We start from the raw sequence: 26,530 nt of genomic DNA on the forward strand, positions 1-26,530 counted from the left end.
TTACTTGTATTAGATTCTTCTACTTGTTTTACTTTATATGTTACGACCCTCTATTATATATCCTATTCTAGGAGTAGTCTTCTTATTATTATAGGACGAGTTATGAAACCCTTTTTTCATTCTTTCTGCTTTTCTATCTACCTCTTTTAAAATGTTGTTATAATAATCCCATTCCTCACCCGATTTAAAATCCCTAAATAAACTCTGGATATAATCCACAGCTTGATACTTTCTATCTTTCATGAAATGTTTAAAAAGGTAGAGCCCTCTATCTACTCCAATTTCATTAATTAATAGGAAAACAAAATATTTAGCGGTCTCAGCCTTCGTTAATGTTCCTCCCGGCACTTCGACTGAATCAGAAAATAAATCTATTGCTTTAGCTTTTTTAAATGTTTCAATCCAGTCTTTTAGAAGATTGTTCCAATTCTCCTTGAGCGCTCCAAAATTTTGAATTTGCTCATTTTTCCTATAACCTGATTTAGCCGCAATTCTGATTTCAAACCTCAAAATAAAAAGCTTTTTAATAAGTTTATTGGCGACTTTTCCAGATATCATTTTTTTATCTCTTAGTTCCTTGAGTTTATCATAAAATATAATGCTGTATTTAGCTCCACTAAAATAAACAGTAGATTCTTTCCAACGGTCTAAATTAAGCTCTGGAAAGGAAATTAAACAGGGAATGAATTTTTCATAATTCCGTGGTAATTTAATATTGCCTCCCATTTCCAAATAAGTAAACTCTAAATTCCAGATATGCTCTTCAGCAACTCCAAGTCTTTTCGCTATTAATTTAATGCAGTTACAATAATCATTATAATGCAAATCCTTCACGGGGCATTTAGCACCGTACATCCATTTTCTTAGGTTTCCTTCAATTTTGATATCATAGCCTATAGAGCTCTCAAATATTCTACCCTCTAAATATTCAGTCTTATTCATATTCGGTATGGAGACTAGTTCAACTCTACCACCTGTAAATCTATCTTTTCCAGCATACTGCACTATACAGAATTCATCCAGCCTGTAAGAAGGTATCGAGCCTTTTGCTTTAAATTTATCTAACATGATATTTATCGTTTAAAAAGTTCTCCAAATTCTCCCTTTTTACCCTTACACTAGCACCAAAATGACTTTGTAAAACTTGCAATCCATTATTAACCATTCGGTCAAAAGTTTTGCGACTTACTTGATATTCTTTGGCCACCTGCTTAGGGCTTAAAATATCATCCATTGATTTTTTATTTTTAACTTCTTCTATTATTTCTGTTCTGAGGTCATTTAGAAAGGTTAATTGTTCAATCCTTAACTTTTCCTGCTCTTTTTCCATTTGTTTAATTTTTCTCAGCTGATAAACAGCTAATTTTTCAAACCGATCATCAATTTTTAAATGTGATTGTTTCATGATATTAGATTTATTATTTTCTTATCTAATAACTCCAAGTCTTTTTTCTGTTCGGCAAAAAGTGTTAAAGTTTATCACAAATAAAAAAACCGCCTTTAAAAGCGGTTTCAAGATTATCATTATCAGACACTTAGATAGATATGTTAAATTTTAATCTTCCGGGTTAAAATGCATAATAATTGTACCTATTTGTTTTGATGGTGCATTATAATCTGTATTAAATCGGACTTTCATTGCCATCAATTTCGCCTCCTCATTTAAGCATGGTGAATTATTTGTCGTTCCTTTTACACCTGGTTCAGCTTTTATAACTTCACCATTCCGGTTTACTTCAATTTTCACCACTACAATCCCCCATTCTGAACAATTATTATTCAATTTTAATTTTTTAACCGCACTCCGCCCTCCTAGTCGGTAATTCCCATCACCATTCATTCCTGTGCCATGACCATAATATTTATCTTCTTCTCGATTGGCATCTTCATTACTTCCGTAATAAATTTTGGTTGATTCTTTTCCCGTTAATTTATCGGTATCATCTTTTCTTCCATTTAAAATTTGATCCAAGGCATTTTTAGTTTGTTGATCCATTGCTATATCCGGCTCTTTTTCTTTAACTATCTGATTAAATAACCTTTCCTTGAATTCTGAAATTTGAAGCAGGTAATTAAATTTTTTAGAACCCTGAATAAATCCTTTTTGAAGAAAAATTGTTGAATAGCCGTTGTCATATATTTCCCTACTACCTTTTTTAGTTTTAAACCTGAAACTATGATACTTTAAACTCTCTCTAAAATCTTCATATAAGTAGCTATTATTGAACAGCAAATAAGTCTGTGAATATTCTAAATTATACTCGTGATCCACGACATATACTTTTCCAATTATCTGGTCATATTTTCGATCGTTGAAACTAAATTTGTATTCAGATTTAACCATCTTATCCTCTACGATTTCCTCTGGTGCAAATAAAGTCCAATCATATCTTAAGTTTTCCCTCACTTCTCCAACGTGTAATTTGGACAAAATAAGGAGAGTATCAAGATTTTTAATTTGACCCTGACATAGCGTTGAAATTATAAATACGAATACAATAAATATCTTTTTTTTCATCTGAGGTTATTTTTAGGTAACAAAAAAAGCGTGGAACTGAATCCTACGCCCTTAAAGTACCGCCAAGCACTCATCCGACAAATAGGAACAGCCCACGCCGTAGCGTGAGCGTTCAACTATTACAACTGTCGGTATTCTAAAAATTGGCGGTTTTTAAGGGACAAGTAAAAGCTAACGCTTCTCTATGATATGTTTTTCACAAACCTTATTTCATCTCTATCTGATTAATTAAATTCAAATTTAACGGAAATTTACTGCTTTCATAGCTTCTTCGAGCATGGAAGTTTTAGAATTCACATATCTTGCTGTCATTCTCATATCCGAATGCCCCATCAATTTCATTATATAAAAAGGCTGAACATTATTACTTGCTAACATCGATCCAAAAGTATGTCTAGCCGTATGAAAGGATACTCGCTTATTAATATGAGCTCTTCGCGCAATAAATTTAAGATCTCTATTGACTGATACGTTACATCGGAAGGGAAATACCCTATTACCTGATTTAATGCTCTTAAATTTATTTATAATCTCCTTAGCTTCTTTATTTAAAGGTATTTTGACCTTCTTACCCGTTTTTTGCATTTCAACCTCAATTCTCCCTCCAATGATTTGATCTTTCCTAAGGTTTATCAAATCAGAATATCTTAAGCCTGTAAAGCATCCAAATAAAAATAAATCTCTGGTATGATTCAAACCGTTTGAAAGCTTACCTATATTCAGGTTAACAGTCGCGAAGGCATTCAGTTCCTTTTTAGTTAAAAACTCTTCCCTTACATTCTCCTTCGGTTTTTTTATCCTCTTGCATGGATTACTTTTTATCAATTCTAATCTCACAAATTCCTCAAGGATAGTACAAAATATCTTCCGCCTTGTTGCTATTCCACTTGCACCTACCTTTTTATCAGAGGATAAATAATGAAGAAATTCAGTTATAAACTTATAATTGATTTCAATTAAACTTAAACAGGGCTGATACTCTTTCAACTGTTTTTTAAATAGCTTATAATGATACTGAGTTCCCGGTTTAATGGTTTTAAATTTCCTTTCGCAAAATTTATCGAAAAGGCAATAAAAGTCTTTGTCTTTCTCACCGTGGTAAAACAATTTTGCTTGAGTAATATTTAATGGTTTCCCAGCTAATTCCTGCTCTATAAAAAAATCGTTAAATTGTTGTTTTCGTTTTTCTAGTATATTTTTCAAATCAACAAGCTTTCCTTTTTTTCGAGGGCAATTATTATTATCGTCCCATTCAGTTTTTTTTAGTGACTCCCCCACAGGAAGACGAACAGATTTACTATTGATAATAATTAAATAATTAAGTGGAAAAGTTCCGTCTTTCTTTTCTTTGTCCTTCCTTAAAATTGTTTTTACTGACCATGAATTTTTCATTGTGAATTATTTTTAATTTTAGTTCACATTGTATAATACCTCCGAACCAAAATTTCTTCACAATAAAATTTTATGATTTTTTACAAAGATCAAAGAAATCCCAATGGGAATAGGAGTTCCCGAAGAATGTTAAAATTTAGAATTCTCCCATTTACTTTCCATGAAGTACCACAAGTTTCAAGACTAAAAGAGAGTTAACTCTACTTTATAATTTCACAAATTTCGTTTGTAAAAAAAAGAGGGCTAACTATAGGGCTAATGAATTTGTCTAAATATGACCAAATTTGGGTAAGGTTATAAATAAAAAAACCCCACTATTAGTGAGGTTTTAAGGACTTTGTTAGTCAAAGTTAGACTTATTTTGTGACCTCGCCAGGATTCAAACCTGGAACCTTCTGAGCCGTAATCAGATGCGCTATTCAGTTGCGCCACGAGGCCTTAAAATATTGCTTTGCTGTCTTGCTAAGCGGGTGCAAATATATATCCTTTTTAGAAAAGGAAAAACCATTTTTAGAAAAATTAATTAAAAAAGGCGGACAAGCCGCCTTTTATATAAGTACCCGGTTTGTTTAGTTAGTATAAGTAATTAAGGGCTGTTTCATCGTTTGCTCCAAATTCGCCATCTTCATTAGCTCCAAAGCAAGCAAGCATTACAGAAGTAGCGTCATATCCGGTTGGGGTTCCAGGAATATGAACTGCTCCATCAGGATCAGCACTTTCTCCACTCTGTCCACAGCTTTCACGACTAAACCAGTCTGTATGACGCAGTCCAACCGAATGTCCAATTTCGTGAGTTATTACATGTTCATTGGTGTTTGTACTGTATGCTTCCATTCCTGAAAAGATTTGCACATACTTATAAGGGTTTCCGTTGCTTGGAAAACCTGCGACTCCACCTGCTTGTCCATTTTGGTTTTGATACACTACGATATCATAAGGTGTATAATTGGTTCCAAAAGTAACTGTGAACGTAATTCCCAGGTTTAAGGCATTGTAGTTATCAATCGTCCACTGCAATGCAGTTCTTTGCTTTGTAGTTAAAGCTTGCGAACCACCAGTGTAACCAATTACATTAACTGTTCTTGGAGTGCTTACCAGGTTGTAAGTTCGGTATTGCTTATCTGTAACCGATACAGATGACATGGTTTGCATTTGTTCAGCTGTCATTGCAATATCACCTTCAATCAGATAATTTTCAGTAAAACTACCATCGGGTAGTAACATTTTGTTTTTTTCGACATGTTTGGAATTAAAATGAAGATCGGCAACTTTATCCCGAACCTGCTTTGATATACCATCAGAAGGTTTTTCAGCAGTTTCAGCTACAGATTCAGATACCTGATCTTTCTCACAAGAAGTAAATACAGAAATCGCTATTAATAGCGTAAGTAGTTTAATTGTTTTCATAAGTAGGTTTTAATTTTTGGGGCACTTATGAGCACAAGCTAGAAAAATCTTTGAAATTTCCAGGGTATAGAATGTTAAAATGTAAGATTTTTCTTATTTATGAGTGCGTATTTATACGATTTCCGCACTGAGACCGGCATCTAATAATTTAGAGCAACGTGGTTTCAATTCTTTATAAGGTCCGGTTTTTACAGTACATTTTCCCTTATAATGAACAAGAATTGAACACTGTTCCGCCTGCTCAGGAGTATGTTCACAGGCATCGATTAAAGTATCAATAACATGGTCAAATGTATTATAATCATCATTGTATAATACAATCTCGTTTTCTTTTTTCTCTTTGGTCTTTACTTCGACCTTTTCTAATAATTCTTCTTTGGTGCTCATCTTCAAAAATTTCTCTTTCAACATGCGTTAAAGATACAAATAATGATCAAAAACCTTAGCGTGAAAATTTTGCGGCTATCCAATCGTTTCTTTCAAAATTTTCGATAAAATTCAAACCAATTTCCGCACAAGCTTTTTTTATAGCAGGAAGGTCTCCAGCATAAAAGCCACTAAGAAAAAGCTGCCCGTTTTCTTTCAGGTTCTTTCCATATACTGGTATATCCCGTAAAAGGATATTTCTGTTTATATTAGCGAGAATAATATCATATTCACGACCCTCTAGCAACTCTGCTCCTCCTTCTTCCACATTAATATGTTCACAGTCATTTCTGCTAATATTCTCCAGGGTGTTCAAATAACACCAATTATCAATATCTATAGCATCTATAGTTCTTGCGCCTTTCATAGCCGCCAGAATAGCCAGAACCCCGGTGCCGCATCCCATATCCAAAACACTTTTCCCTTCCCACTCATTTTTAAGGATATGCTGGATCATCATATGGGTAGTCGCATGGTGTCCTGTTCCAAAAGACATCTTGGGCTCGATAACAATATCAAAATCTACATCCAGTTTTTCGTGAAAAGGTGCTCTAACACTACAATGATCATCAACCAAAATGGGGGTGAAATTCTTTTCCCATTCCTCATTCCAATTTACCCGCTCTATTTCTTTTTGATCATAACTGATCTTGAAATCTTCAGATTGCAAAATATGTACATTGGCCAGAATATCCTCTTCGTATTCCTCTTCGGGAATATAAGCTGTGATACCATCGTCGTTCTCTACAAAACTCTCAAAACCAAGATAGCCTAATTCAGCGATAAGAATTTCAGAGGCCGGCTGTACCGGTTCTATCTTAAACTGAAATTCAAAGTAATTCCCTGCCATTTTTAAAATGAATTAACGATCTCTACAAAATCTACTGCATTTAAACTTGCTCCTCCAATAAGCCCCCCATCTACATCTTCTTTCGCAAAGATCTCTTTTGCATTATTAGGTTTCACACTTCCGCCGTAAAGAATAGAAGTATTATCTGCCACTTCTTTCCCTACATTTTTATTTAAAAGCTCTCGTACATGTTTATGCATTTCCTGAGCCTGTTCCGGGCTAGCAGTTTCACCTGTTCCAATTGCCCAAACTGGTTCGTATGCCAGAATGATATTTTTCCAGGCGCTCTGTGGTAACTGAAAAAGACTTTCCTTTAATTGCTTTTCTACAAGATCAAAATGCTTTTCGCTTTTTCGATCTTCCAGCTCTTCGCCAAAACAAAAGATCACCTTCATTTCATTATCTATTGCGGCCTGTACTTTTTTGGCAAGAATATCATGGGTTTCATCGAAATGAGCTCTTCGCTCACTGTGACCAATAATTACGGTTGTAATCCCTATACTTTTCAACATGCTGGCAGAGACTTCGCCGGTAAAAGCTCCTTTTTCGCTTTCATGCATATTTTGCGCAGCAACTATAACCGGAGTATCTTTAAGAGCCTGGAAAGCTGGATAAAGATTTGTGAAAGAAGGAGCTACCATCACTGTAGCCTTTGGATCCCTAACCATCTGAAGTTTTAACTTACTTAAAAGTTCTTCAGTTTCTGCAAGATCATTATTCATTTTCCAGTTTCCGGCAACTATATTGTCTCTCATAATTTTATGTTTTGGTTCGATAGTTTTTTACTGAAATCAGGAGATTTCAGCAACAATAACAAATATAAGTAAAGGAAGACTCACTGTATCTTAAACCGAAGCAAAACCTTGAATTTTTAGCGACTTTTCAATGACTTCCCTTAAAATTTTACAATTTGATATCAGAAGCGTCGAACCAGTGTTTTTTCTGAGTGATTGTTCCTTTCTCAAGAGTAAGAAATCCCGGGTTAGAGCGAACAATTGTTTTTAAAGCTGTCTCATCGGTTTGATAAAAATCAAAATCCAGATTGTATTCTTTTATTAATTCATTCTGGAATTCTTCTCCTGAAGCGGTAAGACCTATTACCCGATACCCCTTTTGCTTAGCATTTTCGCTTAAAGATTTTACAGCCTCGTACCCATCTCTTTCGGTAGAACGAAGATTATAAGCTACTATCAACAAAACCTTATTTGCAGATAGCACTTCATCTGTAATATCCCCTTCCTTCCCTTCAATTACGAAATCATGTATAGGAGCAATGGCATTCTCCCCCGTTTGTGTGGTTTCCACACCGATAAATTCACCATCAATCTGAGGATAAGCACCATTATTCTTAATTACTTTCTCCTCTCCATCTACTTTGAATTTCCAGCTGTAAGTCACTTCTGCCATCGCCGCACCCTCCGGCAGTTTCATTTTTTCCGGAATATTATTCCCGATGCTGTAAGGTCTGAAATCGAAAACAGGAAGATGCATTAAAACATGATAGCAAAATGCAAAACAAGCCATAAACGAAGCAAAAATAACCCATTTATGATATTTCACCGGAAAAATAGGATTGATATATTTCTGATTGAAAAAGATAATTAAGATCAAAAACAACAGTATTATATCTTTATAAAAAGACTCCCAGGGCGTGAGCGGGATGGCATCTCCAAAGCATCCACAGTCTGTCACTTTATTAAAGTAAGCCGAATAAAAAGTAAGAAATGTAAAGAAAACGATCATCACCAACAGACTCCATCCTGTAAACTTCGGAGCATATCCAATGAGCAGCATAATTCCCAGTACAAGCTCAAAGACAACAATTAAAATGGCAATTACTAATGCAAAAGGAATTAAAAATGGAATATCCAGCACCGGTTCGCTAAAATATTCCTGCAGTTTATAAGAGAAACCAACAGGGTCATTCAGTTTTATAAATCCTGAAAAAATAAAAAGAACTCCCACCAAAATCCTGGCGATGCTAACAATTGCTTTCATTGGTATTTTATTTAATAATAGATTTCTCTTCGGCTTCGCTAAAATGAATCATCGCAAAAACCGAATAATTGATCATATCCTGGTAATTGGCGTCTATCCCTTCACTTACGAGGGTTTTCCCTTTATTGTCTTCAATCTGTTTTACCCGTAATAATTTCTGAATAATTAGATCTGTTAGAGAGCTAATTCTCATATCACGCCAGGCTTCCCCGTAGTCGTGATTTTTATTCATCATCAATTCTTTTGTTTCAGAAATCTTTTCATCGTACAACTTGATAGCTTCTTCAGGATTAAGATCAGGTTGAAGCGCAATTCCTCTTTCCAACTGAATAAGCGCCATGACCGAATAATTGATGATCCCGATAAATTCAGATTTTTCATCTTCGTCTACTTTTCGCACTTCACTTTCCTGCAACTGACGGATGCGCTGGGCTTTGATAAAGATTTGATCGGTTAGCGACGGCAGTCTTAAAATTCTCCAGGCACAGCCGTAATCTTTCATTTTATTTAGAAACAAACTGCGGCAGCCTTCAATTACTGCATCGTATTGTTTTGAGGTATCCTGCATGAAGTAGATGTAATTTCCGTAAATTTCGGGCAAATATTTCAGATAGTCAAAGATATTTCCAGGCCACCAAAAAACCTAAAGAATCCCATGTTTATCAATTGTAAAGGCAAACTCCTCGATCTTTCACAGCCAAAAGTAATGGGAATTATAAATATCACTCCCGATTCTTTTTACAGCGGAAGCAGGTCTAATACTGAAAAAGAGATCCTTTTCACCGCAGAAAAAATGCTGGAAGAGGGAGCTACTTTTCTGGATCTGGGTGCTTACAGTTCGAGACCTGGTGCTAACGATATTTCGGTTGAAGAGGAATTAAGCCGAATGCTTCCGGCAATTGAACTTATTTTGAAAGAATTCCCGAAAGCCCTGATTTCCATTGATACTTTTAGAGCTAAAGTTGCCGAAAAAAGCATCGAAGCCGGAGCTGCGATCATCAATGATATTTCTGCAGGAAAACTGGATGATCAAATGCTTTCTATTATTGCCAAACATCAGGTTCCTTATATTATGATGCATATGAAGGGAACGCCGCAAAACATGAAAGATCAAAACCAGTATAAAGATCTGGCTTCAGAAGTTCTTTTCTATTTTTCAGAAAGAATTAGAGCAGCAAGAGACTTAGGTATTCATGATATTATTATTGATCCGGGCTTCGGTTTCGCAAAAAATATAGCACAGAATTTTGAGCTTTTATCAAAACTTGAGCTTTTCAGCAATCTGGAACTACCTTTACTGATTGGAGTTTCAAGAAAAAGTATGATCTGGAAGAAACTAGATATTTCAGCAGATGATGCTCTAAATGGAACCAGCATCCTTAATACTGCAGCTTTATTGAAAGGAGCCAATATTTTACGGGTCCATGATGTGAAAGAAGCCGTGGAATGCATCAAATTAACCCGTGAATTGATAAACTAATTTTAGATTTTCTATTTTTACATAAAACCCCCGCAATTTGGACATCATAGATCTTCGAATTCTCGATATCCTGGATATTGTTTTTGTAGCCCTTCTGCTTTACTATGTTTATAAACTGGTAAGAGGCACGGTAGCTGTTAATATTTTTATTGGTATCGTTGTTATTTACCTCGTCTGGCTACTTACCCAGTTGCTTCAAATGGAATTACTGAGCAGTGTGCTTGGCGAATTTGTAGGTGTTGGAGTATTTGCTTTAATCGTCGTATTTCAGCAAGAAATTAGAAAGTTCCTGTTAATGATAGGCTCTACGAACTTCACCCAGAAAGGTAGATTTTTTAAAAGTTTTAAGTTCAGCAGGGATGATTTCGATTCAAAAATTAATGTTGATGCAATTGTAGACGCATGCGAAACTATGGGAAAAACCTATACGGGAGCGCTTATGGTAATACAAAAAAGCAACAAACTGGATTTTGTCAAGAATACCGGGGATAAAATGAAGATAGAACTGAATCAACCAATTCTTGAATCCATTTTCTTCAAAAACAGTCCGTTACATGATGGAGCTATGGTGATCGAAGAAAATAAGATCACCGCGACCCGGGTAATTTTGCCGGTTTCAAACGATAGATCTATTCCGCTAAGGTTTGGATTAAGACATCGTGCCGCCGTTGGAATCACAGAAAAAACCGATGCTTTGGCACTGGTTGTAAGCGAAGAAACCGGGCAGACTTCTTATATAAAAGACGGACAGTTCGTGATGTTTGAAACAATGGAAGAATTAAAAGACAGGATCAAAGAAGATCTTAGTTAAAAGATTTGTTTTTAAATCGCCTCTTCCTCTTTAAACTGGACTTCGTATAACTTTCTATAATAACCGTCGGTCTTCTTAAGCAATTCTTTGTGACCACCAATTTCAACGATTTGTCCCTGGTCCATTACAATGATCTTATCAGCTTTTTTGATGGTTGCTAGACGGTGAGCAATTACTATAGATGTTCTACCTTCTGTGATCTTATCTGTCGCATCCTGAATAAGTTGCTCACTGTAAGAATCGACTGAAGATGTTGCCTCATCCAACACCAGAATGCTTGGATTACTTACATAAGCTCTCAAAAATGAGATCAACTGTCGCTGCCCTGAAGAAAGCATCGCTCCCCTTTCTTTTACATTATAATAATAGCCATTAGGAAGAGAGGTAATAAATTCATGAATCCCTATCTGCTTTGCAGCCTTAATCACATCTTCATCAGAAATATCAGGATTATCCAGGTTGATATTATTCATAATAGTATCTGCAAAAAGAAATACGTTCTGCAGCACAACCGCTATTTGAGCTCTCAAAGATCTAAGTTGAATATCCTTAATATCGATATTATCTACTAAAATGGAGCCGCTATTAATTTCATAGAAACGGCTAAGTAAGTTGATAATGGTAGATTTCCCTGCTCCGGTAGCTCCCACGATCGCTACGGTTTCTCCCGGAATTACTTTAAACGATATCCCTTTTAAAACCTCTTCATCATCCACATAGCTAAAGCGCACATTCTTGAATTCTATCTCGCCTCTTAGATTGCCAATTTCCAAACTTCCGTTGTCTTCTATATTCGCTTCGGTATCCAGAATATCAAATACGCGATTTGCTGCAACCATTCCCATTTGAAGGGTATTGAATTTATCTGCGATTTGCCTAAGTGGCCTGAATAGCATCTGGGAAAGTTCAATAAAAGCCACAATGACACCTAAAGACATCTCATCACCAGCAACCACTCTTAAACCTCCGAACCAAACGATCAAACCAATCGTAATAGACGTAGACATTTCAGCAATAGGAAAGAAAATGGAGTTATACCAAACGGTTTTTACCCAGGCTTTTCTATGTTTATTATTAATCTCCTTAAAATTGGCAGATTCAGTTTTTTCTCTGGTAAAAAGCTGAACGATCTTCATCCCTGTAATTCGCTCCTGAACAAACGTATTTAGATTTGCTACCTGAGTACGCACCTCTTCAAAAGCCAGTTTCATTTTCTTCTGAAAAACACGGGTTGCATAGATTATAAAAGGAAGCACTGTTAGTACCAACAATGTTAGCTCCCAGCTTTTATAGAACATCACTCCTATAACCACCAGCATCTTAAGGAGATCACTGATGATCATAAACAATCCCTGGCTAAAGATGCTGGCAATCGTCTCAATATCACTCACCGCCCTGGTCACCAATCTACCAACAGCAGATTTATCGTAATATTTCATTCTAAATCCAAGCATATGCTTGAAAAGCTTCACACGAATATCACGTACAACTTCCTGCCCGAGCCAGTTGGCATAGTATATAAAACAGAATTGAAACAGGACTTCCAGGACCAGGACGCCCATCATTAAACTCACATAATAAATAAGACTATCAAAGTCGGCAGGAATTAAAGCCTCATCTACTGTTTCCTGTAGAATGATTGGTCTTAAAACTGCAAATAACGATACCAGAATTGCGGCGACTCCCACGAAATAAAATATTCGTTTATAGGGATTTGTATATTTAAGCAAACGCTTAAACAAATCCATATCGAACGCATTCCCAGTTTTTGATGCCATCTAGTTAAATCTTATTTTATCAGGATATATGATCCCGGTTAAGTACAATCCATGTGCCGGCACAGAAGTTCCAGCCATCCCTCTATCTTCACTTTTAATTACCTCGTGCATATAAGACACACTGTGTTTTTTCTGACCAATTTCTACCAGGGTACCTACCACAGCCCTCACCATATTTCTTAGAAACCTGTCTGCGGTAATATGAAAAACTAACTTCTTACCTTCTAACCTCCATTCAGCCTCATCTATTCTACAATTATAAGTTCTTACATCGGTTCTGCTTTTAGAAAAACACTTAAAATTAGTATAGTCTTTTAAAATGGCAGCGGCCATATTCATTTTCTCAACATCAAGATCATGTTTCAAAAACCAGGCTGAATCCTTATTAAACGGGTCTTTTTCCTGAATGATGTGGTATTCATAACTTCTGGAAACCGCATCAAAGCGAGCATGAGCATCTTCTTTTACCCGGAATATTTCTGAAATTGCTATATCCTTAGGAAGCATAGAATTCAGCTTATACTTTAAAAGATCAGCATCTATAGCATCCTGATGATCAAAATGAGCAAACATTTGTTTTGCATGAACCCCTGCATCTGTTCTTCCAGCTCCGACAATCTGAATATAGGAACCTAATATTTTGCTTATATTATTTTCCAGAAGCTCCTGAACACTAATAGAGTTTGGCTGATTTTGCCAACCATGATAGGCTTTTCCAAAATATGAGAGTTCTATAAAGTACCGCAAGCTCCGCTTTATTTTTATATTTGCGAAATGCAAAGATAAGGCAATTATAGCAAGGAAAAAGTCTTTAAAGCCGCATCCTTTGTTAAACGAAATTTAAAAGTTTTACGATTTGAAAAATATCCTTCTTCTTAGCGATACTCATGGACATATGGATGACAGGATTCTCCATTACGCGGCACAAGCTGATGAAATTTGGCATGCAGGTGATATAGGTTCGCTTGAAGTAACCGATCAATTAGCAGCTATTAAACCTATAAAAGGGGTTTATGGAAATATTGATAATGCGACCATTAGAAAGGAATTTCCGCTAAACAACAGGTTTATGTGTGAAGATGTTGATGTCTGGATCACACATATTGGTGGATATCCGGGAAGATATTCCCCGCCTGTGAAAGAAGATATTAAAAAAAATCCTCCAAAGATATTCATATCGGGTCACTCACATATTTTAAAGGTGATGAATGATAAAAATCTCAAATTACTTCACATGAACCCTGGTGCTGCTGGCAAACAGGGATTTCATAAAAAGAGAACCATGTTAAGATTTAAAATAGACGGAAAGGAAATTAGCGATCTTGAAGTTATTGAACTGGAATAATCAAAAAACCCGAAGATTTCACTTCGGGTTTTTCACGCACTAATACTACTAAGATGATAGGCTTATCGTAATCGGTCAACAGATTTTACGAGATCTTCGTCCTTTTTGATGGCCTTATTGGCCAAAACAATAAAAACGATAGAAATAATAGGAAGAAACATCCCAATACCCTTCTCTGAAATATCCATTTCTCCAGGTAAAGTTAGAGACCAATAAACAAACACTCCTAGTAAAAAAAGATTTAATATTATATTTAGGCGCCCCAGTACAAACTGAAGCTTTCTATTTTTAAACATAAAAATGCTTACTAAAGAAATAGCTGCCGACCCAAGAAACATTCCAAACGCAATTAACTCGTCCTGAGCATATACTTCTTCCCCTGCAGAATTTGTCCAGAGTGAAAATACAAATATAAGCCCAGCCATTGTTATTGCTGCCAGTAATAAGTAAACAGTTTGTATTCTTTGAAGCATATTTGTTGCTATTGCGGCACAAAAATAAAAGATTCTTTTTAGAATTCCTGTGTAAAAGTTTAAAATAAAGTTGTATTATTGCAGGAACATTTCGTAACCCATTCAACGTTGGTTACTTAAGTCTCCAAAACTTTTTATTCTTCCTCGAGAAGTTTTAAAATCAATCCAAAAAAAATTATTTAAACGCATTCATGTTTGAAATTTCAGAATTAAAAGCTAAAAAGCTTCCTGAACTTAAGGAAATTGCTCAAACGCTTAACGTTCCTAAGTACAAGACCTTGAAAAAACTAGATTTGGTGTATCAGATTCTGGATTACCAGGCATCAAATCCTTCTAAAGTGAAAGAAGTTCTTACCGACGAAAAAGAAGCTCCAGTCAAGGAAAAAGCTAAAAGACCAGCGAAAGTTGGCAGTGACAAAAAACCAGCCAGACCGGTATCTAATCAAAAACCTTCTCACGCTAAACCTTCAGGAAAAGACGCCCCTCCTTCTCAAAAAGAAGATAAAAGGAATACCCCTTCTCCAAAAAATGATCGGGACAGAAGTTCTAATCCTAAAAAGGAGAATCGCGGAAGAAACGACAACCGAAGTGATAACAGAAACGATAATCGTAACGATAACAGGAATGCTAATCGCAGCGACAATCGTAACGATCACAAAAAAAATAATGGGAATCGTGATAACAGAAACCGTTACCGCGAACCAGATTATGAGTTCGATGCGATCATAGAAAGTGAAGGAGTACTGGATATCATGCAGGATAACTATGGTTTCCTGAGATCTTCAGACTACAACTATCTAACATCTCCAGATGATATTTATGTATCTCAATCTCAAATAAGGTTATTCGGACTTAAAACCGGAGATACCGTACAAGGGCAAATCAGGCCACCTAAAGAAGGTGAGAAATATTTTCCTCTTATAAAGATCAATAAAATAAATGGTCTTGATCCACAGGTAGTAAGAGACCGTGTTTCTTTCGAACACCTTACCCCATTATTCCCTAAGGATAAATTCAACCTTGCTGAAAAGCAGAGTTCAATTTCTACAAGAGTGATGGATCTTTTTGCTCCTATTGGAAAAGGACAGCGTGGAATGATCGTTTCCCAGCCTAAAACCGGTAAAACAATGTTACTTAAGGATATCGCCAATGCAATTGCGGCGAACCATCCTGAAGTTTATCAAATTGTTCTGCTTATCGACGAAAGACCTGAAGAGGTAACCGATATGCAGCGTAATGTAAAAGGAGAAGTGGTTGCTTCTACTTTCGACAAGGAAGCGCATGAACATGTAAGAGTTGCCAATATCGTTCTTGAAAAAGCGAAGCGTTTGGTAGAATGCGGTCACGATGTGGTTATCCTTTTGGATTCCATTACGAGACTTGCAAGAGCTTACAATACCGTACAACCAGCAAGTGGTAAAGTACTAAGTGGTGGTGTAGATGCGAATGCACTTCACAAACCTAAAAGATTCTTTGGTGCGGCGCGAAATATAGAAAACGGTGGTTCTCTATCTATAATAGCTACTGCACTTACTGAAACTGGTTCTAAGATGGACGAAGTAATCTTCGAAGAATTTAAAGGAACCGGTAACATGGAACTTCAGTTAGACAGAAGAATATCTAACCGAAGAATATTCCCGGCTATAGATCTAGTTTCTTCAAGTACACGTAGAGACGATCTTCTTCTGGATGACACCACGATACAGCGTATGTGGGTACTAAGAAAATATCTTGCAGATATGAATCCTATTGAAGCAATGGAATTCATCAATGATAAAATCAGGAATACTAGAAATAACGAAGAGTTTTTAATCTCCATGAACGGTTAAAAACACTGTTAAACCCTACTTATGAAAGCCGAAAGTAGAACTTTCGGCTTTTTTAATGCAATAAATTCAGGTAACATCTTATTGATCTATTTTTAGCAACTTCTAGATTATGAGAGGCTGAGATAAGTTCAGCCTGACAGAACTCTAAATTTCAGAAATAAAAAAAGCTTCACCTTTCGATGAAGCTTTTAGAGCGGGAGACCGGGTTCGAACCGGCGACATTCAGCTTGGAAGGCTGACGCTCTACCAACTGAGCTACTCCCGCCTGTGGCTGCAAATATAATCTGAAACAATTCCAAAAACCAAAAATTTTACAGCTTTTTTAAAAAATGATATCCTCTAATAATATATCCCAGGTTCATATAAAATTTATGAGATCCAAAATTTTCAACATAACTATTCAATTCCATCGTTTCACAGTTCTTAGATTCAGCATATTGATGAATAAATTCCATTAAAGATCTACCTAATCCTTTGCCCTGATACTGCTCTTCAATATAAACATGATCTACCTCACAGGCTCTACCAGCATAATGTCTCGTCATAAACCATAAACCAAAGACTCCAATCAAATTTTTATTCATATATATTCCAAAACATTCATAATTTTGATCGAACATTTCCAACAGTCGGCTTTTAAGCAATTCTTCTTCAGGTGGGTGTTCATGCAGTTTTTTAAGGAAAGGTAAAACCTGCTGAAAATCTTCTTTTAAAATCTTGTTAAATGCCAGTTCCATGATCCTGTTTTCTGCTAAAATAGTCATATTTTTAGCTACACTTACAACTAAACAAATAAGCATAAATGGATTTCATGAAAAATAAAACCGGAAAGATTCAGGATTTAATTGATAATAAATTATTAGAAAAAAGAAAGATCTACATGTGGGGCGAGGTAAGTGATAAAACTGCCAAATATGTAATTGACAGGCTTGAATATCTGGATCTTGAAGGCGAAGGTGAAATTGAACTTTTTATAAATAGTCCGGGTGGTTACGTAACAGATGGATTTGCTATTTATGATACTATTATGAGCCTTGAATCTCCTGTTTCAACTATTTGCACAGGACTGGCTGCTTCTATGGGATCTATACTCCTTTCGGCAGGAAAAAAAGGGAGAAGATTTATTCAACCCCACGCGAAAGTAATGATCCATCAACCAAGTGGCGGAGCACGCGGACAGGCTTCTAATATTGAGATCGCAGCAAACGAAATATTAAAAACAAAGCATTTAAGTGCTGAAATTCTTGCCGAAAATTGCGGGCAGACGGTTGAAAAGGTTTTAAAGGATTTTAATCGTGATTACTGGATGGATGCGCAAGAGTCTATGGAGTATGGAATTGTAGATGGTATCTATAAAAAATAATTATGGAAATAAAGCATAAAGAGAGCAATAGCCGCGGGATGTTCTATATTGAAAATGAGAAAGGCCTCATTGCAGAACTCACCTATCGCAAGAATGAGAATAATATTCTTACTATAGATCATACTGAAGTGAAACGAGAAATGGAAAACCAGGGAATTGGATCCAGTCTCATAAAGGAGAGTGTTGAATTTGCCCGTCAGCATAATTTGAAAATAGACCCCCTCTGTCCTTTTGCTGAAGTTCAGTTCGATATGAATAAATCTTATGAAGATGTTCGAGCCTCCTAAGGTTTGAACATTTTCTATTAAAATTTTTTATGCGCAGCCCCGTATTTAAATTTGCCTTCATATCCCTGCTCCTTCTCTTCTCTTGTAAAAACAATGAGGAAGAAACCGGAATCGAAGAACGAAACGACCTTGCAGAAACAACTTTTCTTACTGAGGATGATGATATTGAAGATTTTTTTGCGGATTCTGAAACCGGTATAGATCAACTTTATCAATTATCTGAAGTATCAGATTTTTATAAAGAGAATGATTTTCAACCAATATGGAACCAAAGGGAACTGCGCGAAGACCTTTTCAGAAATATAGAAAATATTGAAGAAGACGGATTGTTTTTTGAAGACTATCATGGCGAAACCCTTCAAAAATTATTAAGTTCACTTGATACAAATTCCGAAGAAGAAAATAATTTTCTTGAAATTCTTCTTACCGATTCTTTTTTGAGGCTTTCCAAAGACCTTGCAAACGGAAAACTGAACCCTAAAGAGATTTATGAGATATGGGGAACTCCTCTAAATAAAATAGATTCTAAAAAATTATTAGAAACTGCTATTTCTGAAAAAAGTATTACTGAAAGCCTGGAATCCATAAAACCAGACCATATTGTTTACCAGGGTCTAAAAAAAGCATTAAAAGAATTTAAAAAGACCGACTGGCGAAATACATCAGCCACTACAATAAAACCAGGAAAACTGATTAGGCCCGGCGATTCTGATGATCGTATTTTCTCAGTAACGAAAAGACTTTCTGAACTTGGATATTATAAAGGTGTTATTGACTCCAGCAATACCCGGTTTAATGACAGCATACAGAATGCATTGATGTCATTTCAGAAAGATCATGACTTGCAAATTGATGCGCTCCTTGGAGCTTCTACCATAAAAAACTTAAATTATACCGAAGAAGATCGTCTGCATCAAATTCTGGTGAACATGGAAAGATGGAGATGGTATCCAAGGGATCTGGGGGAACACTATATTATCATAAACATTCCCAATTACGAACTGAGTGTTGTAAAAAATGGAGACACCATAAGAACCCACAAGACAATGGTGGGTACAGAAGTGCGAAAAACCCCGGTATTTTCAGATAAGGTTCGCTATATCATTTACAATCCTACCTGGACGATCCCTCCCACTATTAAAAAGAATGATGTTATTCCCGGTGCAAAAAGAGATATAGGATATTTTCAGAAAAAAAATATTAAGATTTATGACAGCGAAGGGACCGCTATAGACCCCTCCACAGTAGACTGGAACTCTTCCAAAGCGAGATCCTATACTTACAGGCAGCCCGCGGGTCCGTCAAATCCTTTGGGAATTGTAAAGATCATTTACCCAAATGAATATATGATCTATTTGCACGATACCCCATCCAGAAATTTGTTCGAGAATAATGCCAGGGCACAAAGCTCGGGATGTGTTCGGGTGCAGGATGCGCTTGGTCTTGCGAAATATCTCTTGAATGATCGGGAAAAGTACGATGACAATAAAATAGAAGCTATTTTAAAATCTGGAAAAACAACTGAAATCCCGGTGAAACAACCGGTGAATGTCCACCATTTCTATTGGACTGCATACCAAAAAAAAGATACCATCAAATTTATTGATGATATCTACGATCTTGATAATAAAGTTTGGGATCTATTAAAACCAAAAACCTGATTAGCCGTTTAGGTAGCTAGATTTTTGTAGATAATCTTCGTCACTTTTGTGAATATAAACTACTGACTTTCCTTTGATCTTATGTATAAGCTCTTTCGCTATCTTATTTGGTACTGCAGGGCACCCATAACTTCTACCCAGCCTTCCATATCTATTGATAAATTCCGGTTCAGCATAATCTGCACCATGAATAACCACATAGCGTTCACGAGCCCTGGAGTTGAATCCTTTCTCCATACCATCTATAAAAAGGGATAATCCATTCTTACCATAATAAGTTTCCCCGGTAACATAGAACCCAAGGGAGCTTTGATGAGAGCTAACCGTATTAGAAAAATTCTTTGCAAACTCAACCCCTGTATTTTTACCATGTGCAACATAGGTATTAAAAACTACCTCTTTGGTATCCATGTTAAGAATCCACATTCTTTTCTTTTTTGAAGAAAGATTAAAGTCTATTACAGTTAGTAGAGGATTGGAAACATTTCCCGCTTCATCAAGCTTAGTATAGCCACTAATTGCTTTTTCGAATACAGGTAAATTAGGCATTGTCGCATTATTCACTGAAAAAGCTTCATATAGTGTTGCAACTTTTTCTTCGAAAGATTTTTTTATTTTAAGATCAACAGGTAGTTCCGTTGCTATTCTGGATTCATTGTTACTTTTAATTTTGGCAGTACTACTAAAAGCGAACGAGAAGATTAATACGCCAACAACGGTAAGAATTCTGTACTTCATATAATATCCTTTTCTATTTTTTTGTTAATGAAAACCAAAAGTCCTGCCAACATACGAATATTTTAAAAGAATTTGAAAAAATCACTTTTTTTAACATTCAGGACTTTTATCACACTAATTTTAAACTGGTTAGAACTAAAATTGAATGTTTCAATAAAACGAGAATATTTTCTAATTATTACTTTAATAATTAATTTAAATGTTAAATTTTTAAGCTATCTCCGTCTGAATTATTGGAAAAATTAGTTAACATCTCTAAACCGGATAGTTAGATCATTATTTCTCTTAGAAAAGTTATAGGTTTTAGGATTAGAAAATGAAATTGAAATACTCACTTATAACCTAATAAAATGAAAATTGCCATATAAAGACAACTTCGTGTTTGCCCGCTAGTTTTAATAAAACATTATACCCAGTAGCCAAGGCATTACATTGAAATGTTTTTATCTTTAGCCCCCAAACTACGGAAAGAGATGAATAAGAAAGTTCTGTTAATGATATTGGATGGCTGGGGCATTACTCAAAACGAGGAAGTTTCGGCAATTGCGAAGGCAAAAACACCTTTTATGGATTCTTTGCTCGATAAAAAATTCCCACATGCAAGTCTTAGAACTGACGGAATGAACGTTGGCCTACCAGAAGGTCAGATGGGAAACAGTGAGGTTGGACACATGAACCTTGGTGCAGGCCGTATTGTCTATCAGGACCTGGTGAAAATAAATATGGCCGTAGAAAAAGATACTCTTATAGACGAGCCGGTTTTAGAAGAAGCTTTCTCCTATGCAGTTAAAAACAATAAACCCATTCATTTTATGGGTCTTTTAAGTGATGGTGGCGTTCACTCGCATATTAATCACCTAAAAGGATTATTATCTGCTGCAGAAAAGTTAGGTGTTAAAGAGAAATATGTTCACGCATTTACTGATGGTCGGGATGTTGACCCTCATTCCGGTAAAGGTTTTATTGAAGAACTTATGCCTCACCTTACACAAACAAATTCAAAGCTCGCCTCGGTTATCGGAAGATATTATGCGATGGATCGTGATAGAAGATGGGAACGTGTAAAACAGGCATACGATCTTATTGTAAAGGGTGCAGGTCAAAAATCTACAGATGCAGTAAATGCCATCCAGGAAAGTTATGATAATAACGTAAGCGATGAATTTATCAAGCCAATTGTTATTACAGATACTAATGGTAATCCAGTTGCACAGCTTAGAGAAAAGGAGGTGGTTATCTATTTTAACTTTAGAACAGATAGAGGCAGACAATTAACACAAGCACTTTCCCAGGATGATTTCCCGGAATATGATATGAAAAAACTGGCATTGTACTATGTCACAATGACCAAGTATGATGATAGATTTAAGAATGTTAATGTTATATATAAGAAATCTAACATTAAAGCTACACTAGGAGAAGTACTGGAATATGAGGGGAAAAAGCAGATAAGAATTGCTGAAACTGAAAAATACCCACATGTTACCTTTTTCTTTTCTGGTGGCAGGGAAGAGCCATTTGGGGGAGAAAAAAGGATTATGTGCAATTCTCCAAAAGTTGCAACGTATGATCTGCAACCCGAAATGAGTGCTTTTGAAATTAAAGATAAGATCGTTCACGAAATTGATAAAGAGTCTGCTGATTTTATTTGTTTGAATTTTGCCAATCCCGATATGGTTGGACACACAGGTGATTTTGATGCGGCGGTCAAAGCATGTGAGACCGTTGATACATGTGCAAAGGAGGTAGCAGAACTGGCCTACGACCATAATTATTCGGTCATTCTAATTGCTGATCACGGCAATAGCGAAGTAATGAAAAATCCTGATGGCAGTCCAAATACAGCCCATACCACGAATCCCGTTCCATTAATTTTGATGGATAAAGACGTAAAAGCAATAAAAGATGGTAAGTTAGGGAATATCGCTCCGACTATTTTAAAGCTTATGGGTATTACACAACCTGATCTTATGACCGAAGATCCATTAATTTAATTTTTATGAATAAATTTTTAATACTACTCGCAATTATCACATTAAGTTGTGGAAATACCGTGAGTAAATCTAATTCAGAAGTAGAAAAAGATGTTCCAGATTCTGAAAATACTCAAGAAGACATGCTTTTAGGAGAGTTTACAAAAAATGATTTACAACAAAAACCATTCTCATCCTGGTTTGCTCCTCGCTATGAAAAATTTTCACCTAAGCCAGAAGCCATGTCTACAATTGATGAAAATCTGGCCGATTATGAGATCAAGGTACTCATGGGAACCTGGTGTGGCGATAGTAAAAGAGAAATTCCAAAACTTATAAAGATTCTTGATAACGCAGGGTATGATTATAAGAATATAGATATGGTTGCGGTTGATTACAATAAAACAACCCCATCCAAAATTGAGGAAGAGTTGAACGTACATCATGTACCAACGATAATTTTCTATAAAGAAGGTAAAGAAGTGAATAGATTTGTTGAATATTCACAAGAGGAGAGCATCGAAGAAGATATTGCAAAGATCGTTAGCGGGAAAGAATACAAAGATTCTTACGCAGACTAACTTAGAGTCTTCAACAATATTCAAATCAAAAAATATTAAGTAATTTTGCTTTATGCCTAATTCTCTTACCATAGCAGTTGATTTTGATGGTACTATCGTGGAGAACAGATTTCCTGAAATTGGAAAACCTTTGCTTTTTGCCTTCGAATCTCTGAAAAAATTACAGGAGGAAGGTCATCGACTTATTCTTTGGACCTATCGCAATAATGAAAGACTTGAAGAAGCCGTTGAATTTTGCAAAAAGAACGGACTTAAATTTTATGCGGTAAATAAGAGTTATCCGGAAGAAGAATTTGATGGCACAATAAGCAGAAAGATACTGGCAGATATTTTTATTGATGACCGTAACCTTGGCGGGATGAAAGGTTGGGGAGAAATTTTCCAAAAACTTAGTATCGAAAATCGCCCGCAGAAAGAAAACAAAAAGAAAAGATCCGGGTTATTCGGAAGATTTTAAAAAACTATATGATTATACCAAAATCCAGAGAAGAGATAGAATTAATGCGTGAGAGTGCACTTGTTGTGTCTAAAACCCTAGGCATGCTTGCTCCTGAAATTAAACCTGGAGTAACTACCTTACAACTGGATAAAATGGCTGAAGAATTTATACGAGATCAAAATGCAATCCCAGGTTTCTTAGGCTTATACGACTTCCCAAACTCACTATGCATGAGTCCAAATGCTCAGGTAGTACATGGAATACCTAATAATAATCCACTTAAAGAAGGCGATATCATATCTATAGACTGTGGAGCTATTAAAAATGGTTTCTATGGGGATCATGCCTATACTTTTGAAGTTGGAGAAGTTGCTCCAGAAGTTAAAAAGCTTCTTGAAGTAACTAAAGAATCACTTTATGTAGGTATAAGAGAATTTAAAGCTGGAAATCGCGTTGGAGATGTAGGTTATGCTATTCAAAAATATACAGAAGATCATGGCTATGGAGTTGTTAGAGAACTCGTGGGTCATGGATTGGGGAAAACCATGCATGAAGATCCGGAAATGCCTAATTACGGTAAAAGAGGCAGAGGAAAGAAATTTGTTGAAGGGATGGTAGTTGCCATAGAACCAATGATAAATTTAGGAACTAAAAGAATAAAGCAATTACCAGATGGTTGGACTATCTTAACCGCTGATAATAAAGCCAGTGCTCATTTTGAGCATGATGTAGCCCTGGTTGACGGGAAACCGGAATTACTATCTACATTTAAATATATTTATGAATCTTTAAAAATTAAAACAACAGAAGAAGACGAATTTAGAGCAAAAGTTTATGATTAAAAGTTACAGACAGGAAATCTGGAAAACCCTACACAAAGATTCCTGGGAAGACCGCTTTATCTACAAAGTCTCAAATTTCGGAAGAATGATCAGTTATCTGAAAAATCCCGAAGGAGACTTAATGAAAGGCGGAAGAGTAGGTGGATATTTAAACTTCGCGGTAAAATTGAAGAATGGAAAACATAAGACGTATTACATTCATCGTATTATTGCTGAACTGTTTTTAGAGAAAAAAGAAGGTGATCAATACGTTATTCACAAAAATTTCGTGAAAAACGATAATCGCGTTTCTAATCTGGCATGGGCCACCAAAGACGAATGGGTCCAGCATCAATATAACAGTCCTAAGGTTAAAGAAAATAAGAAAAACAGGAAACTTAGAAAAGTAACCTCTTATTCAAAATTAACCTACGCACAGGCTGTTATCCTAAAGAAAAAACTTTTAGATCCTGACAGGAAAACCCGCATAAGAGTACTTGCAAAGCAATTTGGAGTATCAGAGATGCAGTTGTATCGTATCAAATCGGGTGAAAACTGGGGAGATATTGAAGTATAGAGAATGAGTAATCTTTTTAAACTGGCCTTAAATAAAGTTCCCAGGCCTTTTCTTATTAGAATTAGTTACCTGGTAAGGCCGTTTTTAAAGATCTATCTTAAAGGCTCTCTATATACCGATCCCATTGATGGGAGTAGTTTCAAAAAGTTTTTGCCTTATGGTTACGAAAATCAGCGGGAAAATGTACTTTCCCCTTCTACCCTTTCATTAGAAAGGCACAGGCTTCTATGGCTTTATCTGAAAAATGAGACAGAATTTTTCAATAAGAATTTAAAGGTATTGCATTTTGCTCCTGAACAGGCTTTTTATAAACGTTTCAGGAAATTATCAAATCTTGATTATACCACTACCGATCTCAATTCGCCTTTAGCAGATGTGAAAGCTGATATTTGTGATCTTCCTTTTGAAGATAAGAGTTTCGACTTTATTTTATGTAACCACGTGCTGGAACATATACCGGATGATACAAAGGCCATGAATGAACTTTATCGAATCCTGAAACCTGGTGGAACCGCTATTCTGCAAATTCCGCAGGAATTGGATAGAGCTGAAACTTTTCAGGATGATTCAATAACAGATCCTAAAGAACGTGCTAAGATCTTTGGACAGTATGATCATGTTCGGGTCTACGGAAGAGATTTCTTCGATAAATTAAGAGCGATTGGCTTTAAAGTGGAAGAAGCAAATTACACTTTAGAATTAAGCGAGACCGAAATTGACAAATATCGCCTGGCTAAAGGGGAAATAATTCCCGTTTGTTATAAATAATTATTCAACCAGGTTCTTTTCAAAACCCGGAGACCGATAAACTTTCATTTTACCATCTTCAGAAGAATATAAGATGTAGACTTCTACATTCTCAAGTTCTTCGAGTACCGCTTTACTTTTTTCCAGTCCCAGTGCCATAAAAGCCGTAGCGTAACCATCTGCAAGCATACAATTCTCAGCGATCACAGAAGCACTTAATAAATTACTCCTCTCTGCTTTACCTGATAACGGATTGATCGTATGCACGAATTTCTGTCCGGTGAGGGAATCGGTTCTGTACTTCCTGTAATTTCCCGAAGTTGCCATAGCGGCATTAGAAAGTTTTACTTTCGCCTGTAATTTACGATTTCCTCCCACTTGATTTGGATCATCGATACCAACGATCCATTCTGAATCACTGTCGAGATTCTTTCCCCTTGCTCTTAGTTCCCCTCCAAGTTCGATAAGGTAATTCTCAACATTTTTAGCTTCCAGATAATCTGCAATCACGTCTATTGTATACCCCTTGGCAATCGCATTAAAATCGAGGTAAATAAACGGGTTTTTCTTATTTACAGTTCTATCATTCTTTATTTCAATTTTATCAAAACCTACAAGACTTTTCAAAGAATCAAGTTTTACACTATCTATCTTTTTAAGCGGTTTTCCGGGACCAAAACCATAAGCATTGACTAGAACTCCCACCGTAGGATCAAAGAAACCGTCAGTTTGTTTGAATATCTTTTCTGAAGCATTAAACACCTCCACAAAATGATGATCTACTTTCACCGTGGTATCTCCCCTATTAATTCTGGAAATATCAGACTTCGTAATATATGTGCTCATCGAAGAATTGATATCTTCAAGAATACTATCTAGAGATCTTTCAAATTTTAGATTTTCTTCTGAAAAATAACGTACCATATAGGTAGTTCCAAGTGCTTCCCCAGAGTAGTCATGACTATTAACAGCAGTATCTGAATTACATGATATTAAAACCACAGAAGCAAAAAATAAAAAAATAGATCTTTTCATA

General features: G+C 35.9%; 29 protein-coding genes and 2 tRNA genes. 13 read left to right on the plus strand and 18 right to left on the minus strand.

Going from position 1 to position 26,530, the window contains the following annotated elements; all coding sequences use genetic code 11:
- Positions 1 to 33: 33 nt before the first annotated feature.
- The 11 genes from BLT95_RS06805 to BLT95_RS06855 all read right to left on the minus strand — a co-directional run bounded on the left by BLT95_RS06805 (position 34) and on the right by BLT95_RS06855 (position 9,159).
- Positions 34 to 1,068 carry a hypothetical protein gene (locus tag BLT95_RS06805; RefSeq protein WP_089665362.1) on the minus strand — a complete coding sequence of 345 codons (1,035 nt, stop codon included), beginning with the start codon at positions 1,066 to 1,068 and terminating at the stop codon, positions 34 to 36.
- Positions 1,058 to 1,405: a hypothetical protein gene (locus tag BLT95_RS06810; RefSeq protein ID WP_089665363.1), complete on the minus strand. Its 348-nt coding sequence runs from the start codon at positions 1,403 to 1,405 to the stop codon at positions 1,058 to 1,060. Before BLT95_RS06810 ends, BLT95_RS06805 begins: the two co-directional genes overlap by 11 nt.
- Positions 1,406 to 1,555: 150 nt before the next feature.
- A complete protein-coding gene (locus tag BLT95_RS06815) occupies positions 1,556 to 2,518 on the minus strand; it encodes a hypothetical protein (protein WP_089665364.1) in 963 nt (320 codons plus the stop codon).
- Positions 2,519 to 2,758: 240 nt separating this feature from the next.
- On the minus strand, positions 2,759 to 3,910 hold the full coding sequence (locus tag BLT95_RS06820) for a site-specific integrase (RefSeq protein WP_089665365.1): 1,152 nt from the start codon (positions 3,908 to 3,910) through the stop codon (positions 2,759 to 2,761).
- Between the two features lie 364 nt (positions 3,911 to 4,274).
- Positions 4,275 to 4,348, minus strand: a tRNA-Arg gene (locus BLT95_RS06825).
- A gap of 135 nt (positions 4,349 to 4,483) precedes the next feature.
- A complete protein-coding gene (locus BLT95_RS06830) occupies positions 4,484 to 5,317 on the minus strand; it encodes a M57 family metalloprotease (RefSeq protein WP_089665366.1) in 834 nt (277 codons plus the stop codon).
- Between the two features lie 111 nt (positions 5,318 to 5,428).
- Positions 5,429 to 5,704: an ATP-dependent Clp protease adaptor ClpS gene (locus BLT95_RS06835; protein ID WP_089666866.1), complete on the minus strand. Its 276-nt coding sequence runs from the start codon at positions 5,702 to 5,704 to the stop codon at positions 5,429 to 5,431.
- Between the two features lie 55 nt (positions 5,705 to 5,759).
- A complete protein-coding gene (gene prmA / locus BLT95_RS06840) occupies positions 5,760 to 6,593 on the minus strand; it encodes a 50S ribosomal protein L11 methyltransferase (protein WP_089665367.1) in 834 nt (277 codons plus the stop codon).
- A 2-nt stretch (positions 6,594 to 6,595) separates the two neighbouring features.
- Positions 6,596 to 7,348, minus strand: a complete 753-nt coding sequence (gene tpiA, locus BLT95_RS06845; RefSeq protein ID WP_089665368.1) for a triose-phosphate isomerase — start codon at positions 7,346 to 7,348, stop codon at positions 6,596 to 6,598.
- A gap of 148 nt (positions 7,349 to 7,496) precedes the next feature.
- On the minus strand, positions 7,497 to 8,591 hold the full coding sequence (locus tag BLT95_RS06850; protein WP_089665369.1) for a BT_3928 family protein: 1,095 nt from the start codon (positions 8,589 to 8,591) through the stop codon (positions 7,497 to 7,499).
- Positions 8,592 to 8,598: 7 nt separating this feature from the next.
- Positions 8,599 to 9,159 carry a DUF1599 domain-containing protein gene (locus tag BLT95_RS06855; RefSeq protein ID WP_089665370.1) on the minus strand — a complete coding sequence of 187 codons (561 nt, stop codon included), beginning with the start codon at positions 9,157 to 9,159 and terminating at the stop codon, positions 8,599 to 8,601.
- 87 nt (positions 9,160 to 9,246) lie between these two features.
- Here BLT95_RS06855 and folP point away from each other — a divergent pair, with 87 nt between their 5' ends.
- Positions 9,247 to 10,071 carry a dihydropteroate synthase gene (gene folP / locus BLT95_RS06860; protein ID WP_089665371.1) on the plus strand — a complete coding sequence of 275 codons (825 nt, stop codon included), beginning with the start codon at positions 9,247 to 9,249 and terminating at the stop codon, positions 10,069 to 10,071.
- 37 nt (positions 10,072 to 10,108) lie between these two features.
- Positions 10,109 to 10,882, plus strand: coding sequence for a diadenylate cyclase CdaA (gene cdaA, locus BLT95_RS06865; protein ID WP_089665372.1), 774 nt, complete (start codon positions 10,109 to 10,111; stop codon positions 10,880 to 10,882).
- 11 nt (positions 10,883 to 10,893) lie between these two features.
- Here cdaA and BLT95_RS06870 read toward each other — a convergent pair whose 3' ends face one another.
- Both BLT95_RS06870 and truA read right to left on the minus strand, forming a co-directional pair.
- On the minus strand, positions 10,894 to 12,660 hold the full coding sequence (locus BLT95_RS06870; protein WP_089665373.1) for an ABC transporter ATP-binding protein: 1,767 nt from the start codon (positions 12,658 to 12,660) through the stop codon (positions 10,894 to 10,896).
- The gene (truA, locus tag BLT95_RS06875) at positions 12,661 to 13,407 is read right to left on the minus strand and encodes a tRNA pseudouridine(38-40) synthase TruA (protein ID WP_172822575.1); all 747 of its coding nucleotides are present in this window, start codon (positions 13,405 to 13,407) and stop codon (positions 12,661 to 12,663) included.
- A gap of 109 nt (positions 13,408 to 13,516) precedes the next feature.
- Here truA and BLT95_RS06880 point away from each other — a divergent pair, with 109 nt between their 5' ends.
- Entirely contained in the window at positions 13,517 to 14,005 is a 489-nt protein-coding gene (locus tag BLT95_RS06880; protein WP_089665375.1) for a metallophosphoesterase family protein, read from the plus strand.
- A 62-nt stretch (positions 14,006 to 14,067) separates the two neighbouring features.
- Here BLT95_RS06880 and BLT95_RS06885 read toward each other — a convergent pair whose 3' ends face one another.
- Positions 14,068 to 14,478 (minus strand): DUF4293 domain-containing protein, encoded by a 411-nt coding sequence (locus tag BLT95_RS06885; protein WP_089665376.1) that lies wholly within the window; start codon positions 14,476 to 14,478, stop codon positions 14,068 to 14,070.
- A gap of 191 nt (positions 14,479 to 14,669) precedes the next feature.
- On the opposite strand from BLT95_RS06885, the gene rho reads away from it, so the two are divergent.
- Positions 14,670 to 16,307: a transcription termination factor Rho gene (rho, locus tag BLT95_RS06890; protein ID WP_089665377.1), complete on the plus strand. Its 1,638-nt coding sequence runs from the start codon at positions 14,670 to 14,672 to the stop codon at positions 16,305 to 16,307.
- A gap of 192 nt (positions 16,308 to 16,499) precedes the next feature.
- Here rho and BLT95_RS06895 read toward each other — a convergent pair.
- Positions 16,500 to 16,572, minus strand: a tRNA-Gly gene (locus tag BLT95_RS06895).
- Between the two features lie 46 nt (positions 16,573 to 16,618).
- Positions 16,619 to 17,071, minus strand: coding sequence for a GNAT family N-acetyltransferase (locus BLT95_RS06900; RefSeq protein ID WP_231896426.1), 453 nt, complete (start codon positions 17,069 to 17,071; stop codon positions 16,619 to 16,621).
- Between the two features lie 47 nt (positions 17,072 to 17,118).
- Between BLT95_RS06900 and BLT95_RS06905 the strand changes: the two genes are divergently transcribed.
- The 3 genes from BLT95_RS06905 to BLT95_RS06915 are packed head-to-tail and all read left to right on the plus strand — an operon-like array spanning position 17,119 to position 19,618.
- Positions 17,119 to 17,670 (plus strand): ATP-dependent Clp protease proteolytic subunit, encoded by a 552-nt coding sequence (locus tag BLT95_RS06905; protein ID WP_089666867.1) that lies wholly within the window; start codon positions 17,119 to 17,121, stop codon positions 17,668 to 17,670.
- Positions 17,671 to 17,672: 2 nt separating this feature from the next.
- Positions 17,673 to 17,957, plus strand: a complete 285-nt coding sequence (locus tag BLT95_RS06910) for a GNAT family N-acetyltransferase (protein ID WP_089665379.1) — start codon at positions 17,673 to 17,675, stop codon at positions 17,955 to 17,957.
- Positions 17,958 to 17,986: 29 nt separating this feature from the next.
- Positions 17,987 to 19,618, plus strand: a complete 1,632-nt coding sequence (locus BLT95_RS06915; protein WP_089665380.1) for a L,D-transpeptidase family protein — start codon at positions 17,987 to 17,989, stop codon at positions 19,616 to 19,618.
- On the opposite strand, the gene BLT95_RS06920 is transcribed toward BLT95_RS06915, so the two are convergent.
- Positions 19,619 to 20,356 carry a murein L,D-transpeptidase catalytic domain family protein gene (locus tag BLT95_RS06920; protein WP_089665381.1) on the minus strand — a complete coding sequence of 246 codons (738 nt, stop codon included), beginning with the start codon at positions 20,354 to 20,356 and terminating at the stop codon, positions 19,619 to 19,621.
- 473 nt (positions 20,357 to 20,829) lie between these two features.
- On the opposite strand from BLT95_RS06920, the gene gpmI reads away from it, so the two are divergent.
- From gpmI to BLT95_RS06950, 6 genes are read left to right on the plus strand one after another with little or no spacing between them, the layout of a single operon-like run.
- Entirely contained in the window at positions 20,830 to 22,350 is a 1,521-nt protein-coding gene (gene gpmI / locus BLT95_RS06925; protein WP_089665382.1) for a 2,3-bisphosphoglycerate-independent phosphoglycerate mutase, read from the plus strand.
- Between the two features lie 5 nt (positions 22,351 to 22,355).
- Positions 22,356 to 22,910: a thioredoxin family protein gene (locus BLT95_RS06930; protein WP_089665383.1), complete on the plus strand. Its 555-nt coding sequence runs from the start codon at positions 22,356 to 22,358 to the stop codon at positions 22,908 to 22,910.
- 52 nt (positions 22,911 to 22,962) lie between these two features.
- Positions 22,963 to 23,367, plus strand: coding sequence for a hydrolase (locus tag BLT95_RS06935; RefSeq protein ID WP_089665384.1), 405 nt, complete (start codon positions 22,963 to 22,965; stop codon positions 23,365 to 23,367).
- An 8-nt stretch (positions 23,368 to 23,375) separates the two neighbouring features.
- Positions 23,376 to 24,191 carry a type I methionyl aminopeptidase gene (map, locus tag BLT95_RS06940; RefSeq protein WP_089665385.1) on the plus strand — a complete coding sequence of 272 codons (816 nt, stop codon included), beginning with the start codon at positions 23,376 to 23,378 and terminating at the stop codon, positions 24,189 to 24,191.
- Positions 24,184 to 24,747 (plus strand): HNH endonuclease, encoded by a 564-nt coding sequence (locus tag BLT95_RS06945; RefSeq protein ID WP_089665386.1) that lies wholly within the window; start codon positions 24,184 to 24,186, stop codon positions 24,745 to 24,747. The genes map and BLT95_RS06945 overlap by 8 nt, the downstream gene beginning before the upstream one ends.
- A 3-nt stretch (positions 24,748 to 24,750) precedes the next feature.
- Positions 24,751 to 25,515, plus strand: coding sequence for a class I SAM-dependent methyltransferase (locus BLT95_RS06950; RefSeq protein ID WP_089665387.1), 765 nt, complete (start codon positions 24,751 to 24,753; stop codon positions 25,513 to 25,515).
- On the opposite strand, the gene BLT95_RS06955 is transcribed toward BLT95_RS06950, so the two are convergent.
- The gene (locus BLT95_RS06955) at positions 25,516 to 26,529 is read right to left on the minus strand and encodes an FAD:protein FMN transferase (protein WP_089665388.1); all 1,014 of its coding nucleotides are present in this window, start codon (positions 26,527 to 26,529) and stop codon (positions 25,516 to 25,518) included.
- Position 26,530 lies beyond the last annotated feature (1 nt).

The sequence above is a fragment of the Gramella sp. MAR_2010_147 genome (assembly GCF_900105135.1).
In the GTDB taxonomy this organism is placed as follows: Bacteria; Bacteroidota; Bacteroidia; order Flavobacteriales; family Flavobacteriaceae; genus Christiangramia.

Excerpts from the sequence above, each read along its gene's own strand:
- BLT95_RS06805 (WP_089665362.1), bottom strand. The coding sequence starts at position 1,068 with ATGTTAGATAAATTTAAAGCAAAAGGCTCGATACCTTCTTACAGGCTG.
- BLT95_RS06810 (WP_089665363.1), bottom strand. The coding sequence starts at position 1,405 with ATGAAACAATCACATTTAAAAATTGATGATCGGTTTGAAAAATTAGCT.
- BLT95_RS06815 (WP_089665364.1), bottom strand. The coding sequence starts at position 2,518 with ATGAAAAAAAAGATATTTATTGTATTCGTATTTATAATTTCAACGCTA.
- BLT95_RS06820 (WP_089665365.1), bottom strand. The coding sequence starts at position 3,910 with ATGAAAAATTCATGGTCAGTAAAAACAATTTTAAGGAAGGACAAAGAA.
- BLT95_RS06830 (WP_089665366.1), bottom strand. The coding sequence starts at position 5,317 with ATGAAAACAATTAAACTACTTACGCTATTAATAGCGATTTCTGTATTT.
- BLT95_RS06835 (WP_089666866.1), bottom strand. The coding sequence starts at position 5,704 with ATGAGCACCAAAGAAGAATTATTAGAAAAGGTCGAAGTAAAGACCAAA.
- prmA (WP_089665367.1), bottom strand. The coding sequence starts at position 6,593 with ATGGCAGGGAATTACTTTGAATTTCAGTTTAAGATAGAACCGGTACAG.
- tpiA (WP_089665368.1), bottom strand. The coding sequence starts at position 7,348 with ATGAGAGACAATATAGTTGCCGGAAACTGGAAAATGAATAATGATCTT.
- BLT95_RS06850 (WP_089665369.1), bottom strand. The coding sequence starts at position 8,591 with ATGAAAGCAATTGTTAGCATCGCCAGGATTTTGGTGGGAGTTCTTTTT.
- BLT95_RS06855 (WP_089665370.1), bottom strand. The coding sequence starts at position 9,159 with ATGCAGGATACCTCAAAACAATACGATGCAGTAATTGAAGGCTGCCGC.
- folP (WP_089665371.1), top strand. The coding sequence starts at position 9,247 with ATGTTTATCAATTGTAAAGGCAAACTCCTCGATCTTTCACAGCCAAAA.
- BLT95_RS06870 (WP_089665373.1), bottom strand. The coding sequence starts at position 12,660 with ATGGCATCAAAAACTGGGAATGCGTTCGATATGGATTTGTTTAAGCGT.
- BLT95_RS06885 (WP_089665376.1), bottom strand. The coding sequence starts at position 14,478 with ATGCTTCAAAGAATACAAACTGTTTACTTATTACTGGCAGCAATAACA.
- rho (WP_089665377.1), top strand. The coding sequence starts at position 14,670 with ATGTTTGAAATTTCAGAATTAAAAGCTAAAAAGCTTCCTGAACTTAAG.
- BLT95_RS06900 (WP_231896426.1), bottom strand. The coding sequence starts at position 17,071 with ATGACTATTTTAGCAGAAAACAGGATCATGGAACTGGCATTTAACAAG.
- BLT95_RS06905 (WP_089666867.1), top strand. The coding sequence starts at position 17,119 with ATGAAAAATAAAACCGGAAAGATTCAGGATTTAATTGATAATAAATTA.
- BLT95_RS06910 (WP_089665379.1), top strand. The coding sequence starts at position 17,673 with ATGGAAATAAAGCATAAAGAGAGCAATAGCCGCGGGATGTTCTATATT.
- BLT95_RS06915 (WP_089665380.1), top strand. The coding sequence starts at position 17,987 with ATGCGCAGCCCCGTATTTAAATTTGCCTTCATATCCCTGCTCCTTCTC.
- BLT95_RS06920 (WP_089665381.1), bottom strand. The coding sequence starts at position 20,356 with ATGAAGTACAGAATTCTTACCGTTGTTGGCGTATTAATCTTCTCGTTC.
- gpmI (WP_089665382.1), top strand. The coding sequence starts at position 20,830 with ATGAATAAGAAAGTTCTGTTAATGATATTGGATGGCTGGGGCATTACT.
- BLT95_RS06930 (WP_089665383.1), top strand. The coding sequence starts at position 22,356 with ATGAATAAATTTTTAATACTACTCGCAATTATCACATTAAGTTGTGGA.
- BLT95_RS06935 (WP_089665384.1), top strand. The coding sequence starts at position 22,963 with ATGCCTAATTCTCTTACCATAGCAGTTGATTTTGATGGTACTATCGTG.
- map (WP_089665385.1), top strand. The coding sequence starts at position 23,376 with ATGATTATACCAAAATCCAGAGAAGAGATAGAATTAATGCGTGAGAGT.
- BLT95_RS06945 (WP_089665386.1), top strand. The coding sequence starts at position 24,184 with ATGATTAAAAGTTACAGACAGGAAATCTGGAAAACCCTACACAAAGAT.
- BLT95_RS06950 (WP_089665387.1), top strand. The coding sequence starts at position 24,751 with ATGAGTAATCTTTTTAAACTGGCCTTAAATAAAGTTCCCAGGCCTTTT.
- BLT95_RS06955 (WP_089665388.1), bottom strand. The coding sequence starts at position 26,529 with ATGAAAAGATCTATTTTTTTATTTTTTGCTTCTGTGGTTTTAATATCA.